Raw genomic sequence first — 7210 nt, forward strand, 5'->3', positions numbered from 1 at the left:
GGTGTCCTCCCCGGCGCCCGGCGCCTGTTGCAGGGTGGCGCCGACCGTGCCGCGGATCGCGCCGTGGAAGCGGATGATGTTCGCGTTGTCCTGTCCCACATAGCCTTTGGATTCGACCCTGGCATCGGGGTCGAGCAGAACGGCGAGGGCGCGTTCCACCGCCGGGTCGTATTTGCGGAGGAGGGCGTCCACCGCGGCTTCCCGGTGCTGCTTCAGCTCGTCGAATTCGGCGATGTCGGTGCGGTATTGGAGCGGATAGGGGAGGCGGTCACGGCCGTAGCCGGACCACAGGATCTCGAATTCGATGCCGGTGAATTCAGCGCGGTGCACTGTCGTCGTCTCCGCCGATCACCGGGGGCACGGTCCTGATCTGGTCCGCGCCGAGCAGGAGGTCACCGTTCTCCTGGGTGATCAGGTAGTCGGGGATGTCCTTGGTTCGTTCGTCGTCGGAGTTGCCGCGACCTGTGCCCGGTGCGCCCATGCCGCCCACGCCCGCTGCGCCGCGACCGGTGGCGGAGGTGGTGCCCGCGCGGGTTCCGGTTGCTGCCGCGGCAGCGGGGGACGGGGTGCCAGGGGTGCTTCGGCCGGGAGTGGCGCTGGTCGGGGTGCCGCTGCCGCGTGGGGTGCCAGATCCGCCGGGCCCGTTGCCGGTGGGTCTGCCGGAGCCAGGGGCGCCGGTGCCCGGGGCGCCGACACCGGGTGTGCCGACGCCTGGCGTAGTTGCACCAGCGTTGGTCGGCGCGGTGGTGTTCGGAGCTGTTGTGGTGGGGGTGGTGGATTGCGGTGTGGTGGTGGCGCTCTGGGGTGTGGTCGAGCCCGCGTCTGTCGAAGAGGTTGTGGTGGAAGGCGGTTCGGTAGCGGCACCCTCGGGTGTCGCGCTGTCGCCGTTCGTTCCCGCTGCCGGGTCTTCGGTTTCGTTGCCAGCTGCGGTCGAACCACCTTGACTGTCCACGGCATTCGTCTCGCTGTTGCTGCCCGGTCCACCGTCGTCGGCGATGGTCGGCGCGGTCGGCAAGAAGGGAACGCCGTTGTCGGTTTGGCCGGCGACCTGGCTGTACACGGAGCGCAAGATCCGCCTGCCCTCCTGGGTGGCTTCGTCGCGGTTGTGATCGTCGACCTTCATCACACCGTCGGCGGGCAACGACTTGCCGGTGACGTTGGTGCGCTCGGTGAGGCCGGGCATCAACGCTTGGGTCTGCTCGATCCCGGTGCGCATCTCGGTCAGTTTGAGGCTGATCGCAGTCGCGGCCTGAGAGAGTGGAATCGATTGCTGCGCATAGTTGTTCACGGCCGCGACGGCGGCGGAAGCTGCCGCGCCCGTCCATCCGCCGTGGCCGCCCGCGCCGGTGACGGTGCGGGCGAACTGCTGGTTGAACCCGGTGAAGGTGCCCATCAGCGCGCCACCGATATTCGCCCACGCGGTTACCGCGTCATCGACCAGCTGTGGTTCCATCGCCGCGACCGCCGCCTGCATCTGCTCGAGCGTCATGCTGTCGTAGTTGTCAGGGGTGGTGATGTGCGGGGGTTGGATGTCGCCGCCGAAGATCGTGGCGTAGTTGCCGGCGAGCTGGCGGTCGTAGATCTTGGCCCGCTCGGTATTCCACTGCTCCTGAGCTGCGATCACCTTGCTCTTGTAGTCCTCGTAGGTCACAGGTGTTCTCCTGTCGCGGAGATCTCGGCGCCGGTCGCTTCGTCTTGGGCGACGAAGTTCGCAATCGCCTTGGCCACAACCTCTTTCGCGGTCTTGACCGCTTCGATGTGCTTCTTGAGGACGTCGTCCAGTGGACGGTCTCCTCCGGACGCAGTCAAGGAGAACTTCCGCTCCAACGTCCGACCTGAGTTGAAGTCGCCGAAACCGGAAATCGCACTGACGATTGCTACTTGCTCGAAGACCTCTTCGAGTCGGTCCAGGTGTTCATCGCACACGCGGTCGAGATCCTTGCCGACCTCGGGGTCCAGAGAGAGCTCCCCGGCATTCGCATGGCTCAGGAGCTGATTCCACTCGGCGGGGTCGATGCTGAGGTGCAATTGCGATCACTCCCTCAAGCCGTTGGAAGGTATCGGGCCAGACCGGCGCTCAATCGACGTGCCTCAGGACATGGAGGCAGAGGATTGTCGGCGCTGACACGATTCTGGAACCTGAACATGACCGATCCGGCGGGTACTTCGACGGCGACGAAGCATGACAGGTCGTGTGATGCTCCGGCCTGCCGGAACTCGAGCGCGTCGCGGGATCCGACGGTAAGCGAGTTCCAGTCCGAAAAATCTGTACGTGCCCGAGATTCCGCCAAGGTGTGTTCAGACGACATGACTGCCAGGCTGAACTGCTTACCCGGATCCATCCAGCTGCAGACCTTCCACCCTGTGAAGTCCACACCCGCAACATCTTTCTTCTTGCTCTGGACGTTCAGGCCTACGTCGCTGACAGCCGAATCCGGCAACGAACACGGATCCCACACCTTCGCCTCGGCATCCACCGAAGTAGGACTCGCCGCCACACTCACACCGCTCGTCTGCGGAGTAGCCGTTCCCTGCTCCCCATCACCGCACCCCACGACAGCCAACCCCGCCACCGCGACAACGCCGAACACCCTCGCCGCCGCACCTCGAACTGCCATGTCTTCGTCCCTCCCACAGAACCGGTGCCCGTTCATGACGTCCCCGCTCCGAAGATCGTAGTCACGCTGATACGCATCGCGAAAGGTCACGCCTACTCCGCCGCGCAGGGTGAGGACGCGGTCATCGAGAACCGCACCTCTTTCCTCGGCCCAACGGAGGTATCCCGGAACGATGCGACGGTGTAGCCGGTCGAGTCGCGGTAGAGCCGGTTCACCGGGTCGTTGTCGGGCCGCTGGCTCGGTACGAGGGTGAAGCCGCGTGTGGTCATCGCTTCGAGATTCGCCATCGCTCGGTCGATGAACTCCTGGGGCGGGTTCACTTCCTCCATCGTGTACCGGGGCCGCCACGGCGGACCCTCGGACATCAGAGAGTTCGGGTTCGTTCGGCAGCCTGTGCCCGGTGAGGTCAGATTCGCGATCTCGACGGGGCCCTTCTGCGGCCAGATGAGCTCGAAATTGCGCTCGACAATCGCGCCTGCCTCGGCGACGGTCAGCCCCGTGGTGTCTTTGATCCGCTGGTTGGTCGGACCTTCGTGGATGAAACCACTGCATCCCGTGACGCCCGCAGTGATCATCAGGATGCAGGCCACGATCGTTGTTTTCGTCATTTGATGTCGATCGTTCGGCCGGGATCGGCATTGTCGGTGATGCGGGGATCGGCGTACGGGTCGAGGTCGGGATTGCCGAGGGCTGCTGCGAGGCGAGCGGCAGCAGCTGCCTTCGCTGCGTCGAACCCCTCCTTGCCGCCGTCGCCGTTGTCTCCCAAACCGATGTCGACGTACGGTGTTTCGATTCCTCGTTCGACATACGCGGTCGCGGTCGATCCTTCGATAACGCCGACGATGTTCTGAAACGCTGTCGATCTCGGGTCGTCCCAGTACTTTCCGTGCCCGTCGGTACCGAAGACGACCTCGGTGGGGTGGTTTCGGGAGGTGTCGCTGTAGAAGCCGGTATCGAGTCGTGTTACGCCGGGTACCTCGTCGGGATCACCGCCCAATTCGGCGGACGCGTGGGGGTTTCCGGGAATCGTGAATGCGCCCGGAATGCTGAGTCCGCCTTCGGGATACGACTGCACCACCCCGATCAGGTCGCCGGGTGCCGTCATCGAATACCGCTGGACACTCGGGTTCGGGTTGTTCCAGCCCGTGTCGAAAACGCCGGTGCCCGCCGAAGAAGCGTGCAGGATGCGGTCAGCGCGCAGACCCAACTGCTCGGCCGAGCCGACGATCGAACCGCCGTAGGAATGTCCCACATAGGAAACCGGCGTTCCCGGCGCGGTCGCACCGACTTCCCGGTCGATTTCGCGGCCGAAGTCGACAAGCCGAGGCGCCATGTCCGCGGCGAATTTCGGGCTCGGCGCCCCGTCGGAAAGGCTGGTCAGACTCTGCGGGAAGTCGCCCTCCATGTACAGGAAAATCGGGCCGCCCGTCTGATCGGCGAGATTCCATGCGGCCACGTGATTCGACCCGGAGCCGTTGAGATTCGTACTGGTGCCGGGCACATACACCCCCACACCGGGCGCGCCCGACTTCATCTCGCCGACCATCTCGATCATCCGCCCGTTGCCCTCGGTGCTGAACATGACGAACTTGCGGTCGACCATGCCCAGCTGCGGTGTCGCTGTTTCGCCGGTCGCGGCGGCGGTGGTGTCGAGCGTGCCCGCACCTTCGGGATTCGGGATGGGCGCGAGCATCGCTTCCAGCTGCTTCACCCGCGATTCGTCTCGATTCGGCTTGGCCTTCTCCGACGTCAGCGCGTTGCGGACATTGATCTCGTTGGCCTCGATCCGCATCACGAACGGCACGCCGTTCAGATTTCCCAGCTTCTCCGGCGCCGCGATCACCAGCTGACGTTGCGCTTCGGGACTCAACCCGGCCAGGAAGGTCGCCCGATCGTCCGGCGACATCGACGCCAGCTGGATCGCGACCGCGTCCGGATCCCGCATCGAACCGTCGACGAGGGTGATGTCGGGCTGCCCGTCGCGCATCGCCCCGAGGTCGCCCATCGATTCCCGCAGCCTGGCGCCGAACAGGTTGTCGAGGCGTTCGAGCTCGTCCAGCCCGCTGAGCAGGTTGAGCTGGAAAACTCCTGCGGCGCCCTCCTCTTCCGGATCGAAATGGGTCACCCGGCCGTCGGGCGCGACCACGAAACCTTGCCCGACGGCGAGGCTCTTCTGTTCCAGCACATAGGTTTTGGCGTGTTTCAGGCCCTGGTAGGCGTCTTCGGCGTCGTCGGCCACACGGAGCAGCACGGTGCGCACCTCGTAGCCGTGATCGACTTCCTCATCGATGCGCCGCGAGGCCGCGTCTTTGGTCTGTCCGTACCAGCTACCCGCGGCCGAGATCGCGCGCGAGCAGTCGTCGACGGAGTTCGAGAGGATGTCGGCGTTGGCGCGGGCGGCTTCCCCGGCGCGGTGCAGGCCCTCGAGATTCCAGGTGTCGAGTTGGGGGATGGTCGGCCGCATCAGCGGGTACCGAGCTTTCCGATTTCGCCCGCGGTCTCGGCGTCTCTTGCCTGGATATCGGCGGAGAACTTGTCGACGAGGTCGGCCAGCGTCGTGTACCGGGTCGCGATCGAGTCCATGGCCTGCGAAGCCGGGTCGGACAGCCCGCGTACGGCGGCGAGCACGTCATTGCCGTCGCCGGTCGCCTCGCTCGCGGCCGTCCAGCTCAGTGCGTCGACTTCGGCCGCCTCCCGACGCCAGGTCGTCGCCATCGTCGTCAACTGATCGGGCTCGACGCCCAGGGTCCCGCTCACGATGCCCGCTCCTTCACTGCCGAGAGGACTACGCGCCCGTGCGGGCCGGTCCCTTCGTGAAGGTTGGACGGGGCTCGCGAAGCGAAGGTTCCATCATGTGATGTGAGTCACACGGATGCGGGTTCGTCTCTCGCCGCATCGGTTCGGCTGCGCACGCACTCGCGGCAGGTGCCGAAGATCTCGAGTGTGTGGCTCACCTCGGTGAAGCCGTGTTCGCTCGCGATGGTCTCGGCCCATGCCTCGACCGTCGGGCCCTCGACCTCGACGGTGCGCCCGCACTGGCGGCACACCAGGTGGTGATGGTGGCCGCTCGAACACTGGCGGTAGACGGATTCGCCGGTGTCGGTGCGCAGCACGTCGACCATGCCCGCGTCGGCCAGGGACTGAAGAGTCCGGTAGACGGTGGTCAGGCCGATGCCCTCGCCGCGTTTGCGCAGCTCGTCGTGCAATTCCTGCGCCGAGCGGAACTCGTCGATATTGTCGAGCAGGGCCGAGATGGCACTGCGCTGGCGGGTGCTGCGGACCCCGACCTGCTTCGCGGAGGTGTTGTCTGCCAACGGATTACCCTTCCTCGGCATGGGCGACGGCATCGACCACGATATGCGCCAGATGGTCGTCGACGAGTTCGTAGAGCACCTCGCGGCCCGAGCGTTCGCCGTGCACGACGCCCGCCGATTTGAGAATGCGCAGATGCTGGCTGACCAGCGGCTGGGTGACGCCGAGTGCGTCGACCAGCTCGTGCACGCAGCGCGGCGACTCACGCAACTGCAGCACGATGGCGATGCGGACCGGCGCGGCCAGTGCCCGCAGCAGCTCGCCCGCGTCCTCCAGGACCGTGCGCGACGGCACGGCGGCGGGGGCGGGGGAGTGGTACGGGTTGTGCGGGTGCGCGGGCGCGGCCTCGGTGGTCATCAACCAACTCCTTAATGGAAACAGATTCCATTTTGATATGCATAATTGCGCATGTCAAATGACGCGCCGCGCGGACACCTCGGCTGCTGCAAACCCACTGGACGCGTCCCGATACGCTGGACCCACTTACGTACGGTAGGCCGCATCGAACACCGGTACGGCATGCCGAACAATTCCGACTCGCAGTGGATGGAGAAATCTCGCGTGGCACCCAAGTCGAAGGTGGACACCGTTGCCAACCTCGCCAAGCGCCGGGGTCTGGTCTACCCGTGCGGTGAGATCTACGGAGGCACCAAGTCGGCGTGGGACTACGGTCCGCTCGGCGTCGAACTGAAGGACAACATCAAGCGGCAGTGGTGGCGGACCATGGTCACCAGCCGCGACGATGTCGTCGGTCTCGACTCCTCGGTGATCCTGCCGCGCCAGGTCTGGGAGGCCTCGGGCCACGTGGCCACCTTCTCCGATCCGCTGGTCGAGTCGCTGCACACGCACAAGCGTTACCGCGCCGACCATCTCATCGAGGCCTACGAGGCCAAGCACGGCCACCCGCCCGCCAACGGCCTGGCCGACATCAACGATCCCGACACCGGCCAGCCCGGCAAGTGGACCGAGCCGCGTAACTTCTCCGGCCTGCTCAAGACCTTCCTCGGCCCGGTCGACGACGAAGAGGGCATGCACTATCTGCGTCCCGAGACGGCGCAGGGCATCTTCGTCAACTTCAAGAATGTCCAGGAGACCGCGCGCAAGAAGCCGCCGTTCGGCATCGCCCAGATCGGCAAGAGCTTCCGCAACGAAATCACGCCGGGCAACTTCATCTTCCGCACGCGTGAGTTCGAGCAGATGGAGATGGAGTTCTTCGTCAAGCCGGGCGAGGACGTGGAGTGGCACAAGTACTGGATCGACACCCGTCTGTCCTGGTACAC

The 7210-nt window shown here is 65.5% G+C and carries 10 protein-coding genes; 1 reads left to right on the top strand and 9 read right to left on the bottom strand.

Annotation, left to right across the window (positions count from 1 at the left end; genetic code table 11):
• The 9 genes from ACFWF3_RS17920 to ACFWF3_RS17960 form a co-directional block, all read right to left on the bottom strand.
• A partial coding sequence (locus ACFWF3_RS17920; protein ID WP_379314517.1) for an ESX secretion-associated protein EspG occupies positions 1–330 on the bottom strand: 330 nt, incomplete at its 3' end.
• The gene (locus tag ACFWF3_RS17925) at positions 317–1651 is read right to left on the bottom strand and encodes a hypothetical protein (protein ID WP_379314518.1); all 1335 of its coding nucleotides are present in this window, start codon (positions 1649–1651) and stop codon (positions 317–319) included. The genes ACFWF3_RS17920 and ACFWF3_RS17925, both read right to left, overlap by 14 nt.
• The gene (locus ACFWF3_RS17930; protein WP_379314519.1) at positions 1648–2028 is read right to left on the bottom strand and encodes a hypothetical protein; all 381 of its coding nucleotides are present in this window, start codon (positions 2026–2028) and stop codon (positions 1648–1650) included. Before ACFWF3_RS17930 ends, ACFWF3_RS17925 begins: the two co-directional genes overlap by 4 nt.
• A gap of 14 nt (positions 2029–2042) precedes the next feature.
• The gene (locus ACFWF3_RS17935; RefSeq protein WP_379314520.1) at positions 2043–2708 is read right to left on the bottom strand and encodes a DUF3558 domain-containing protein; all 666 of its coding nucleotides are present in this window, start codon (positions 2706–2708) and stop codon (positions 2043–2045) included.
• Between the two features lie 2 nt (positions 2709–2710).
• On the bottom strand, positions 2711–3226 hold the full coding sequence (locus tag ACFWF3_RS17940) for a hypothetical protein (protein ID WP_379314521.1): 516 nt from the start codon (positions 3224–3226) through the stop codon (positions 2711–2713).
• Positions 3223–5082 carry a hypothetical protein gene (locus ACFWF3_RS17945; protein WP_379314522.1) on the bottom strand — a complete coding sequence of 620 codons (1860 nt, stop codon included), beginning with the start codon at positions 5080–5082 and terminating at the stop codon, positions 3223–3225. Before ACFWF3_RS17945 ends, ACFWF3_RS17940 begins: the two co-directional genes overlap by 4 nt.
• The gene (locus ACFWF3_RS17950; protein WP_378993902.1) at positions 5082–5375 is read right to left on the bottom strand and encodes a hypothetical protein; all 294 of its coding nucleotides are present in this window, start codon (positions 5373–5375) and stop codon (positions 5082–5084) included. Before ACFWF3_RS17950 ends, ACFWF3_RS17945 begins: the two co-directional genes overlap by 1 nt.
• A gap of 107 nt (positions 5376–5482) precedes the next feature.
• The gene (locus ACFWF3_RS17955; RefSeq protein ID WP_379314523.1) at positions 5483–5932 is read right to left on the bottom strand and encodes a Fur family transcriptional regulator; all 450 of its coding nucleotides are present in this window, start codon (positions 5930–5932) and stop codon (positions 5483–5485) included.
• Positions 5933–5936: 4 nt separating this feature from the next.
• Positions 5937–6287, bottom strand: coding sequence for a helix-turn-helix transcriptional regulator (locus tag ACFWF3_RS17960; protein WP_067456316.1), 351 nt, complete (start codon positions 6285–6287; stop codon positions 5937–5939).
• A gap of 189 nt (positions 6288–6476) precedes the next feature.
• Between ACFWF3_RS17960 and ACFWF3_RS17965 the strand changes: the two genes are divergently transcribed.
• A partial coding sequence (locus ACFWF3_RS17965; protein ID WP_379314524.1) for a glycine--tRNA ligase occupies positions 6477–7210 on the top strand: 734 nt, incomplete at its 3' end.

This window comes from Nocardia sp. NPDC060220 (assembly GCF_042727815.1).
In the GTDB taxonomy this organism is placed as follows: domain Bacteria; phylum Actinomycetota; class Actinomycetes; order Mycobacteriales; family Mycobacteriaceae; genus Nocardia.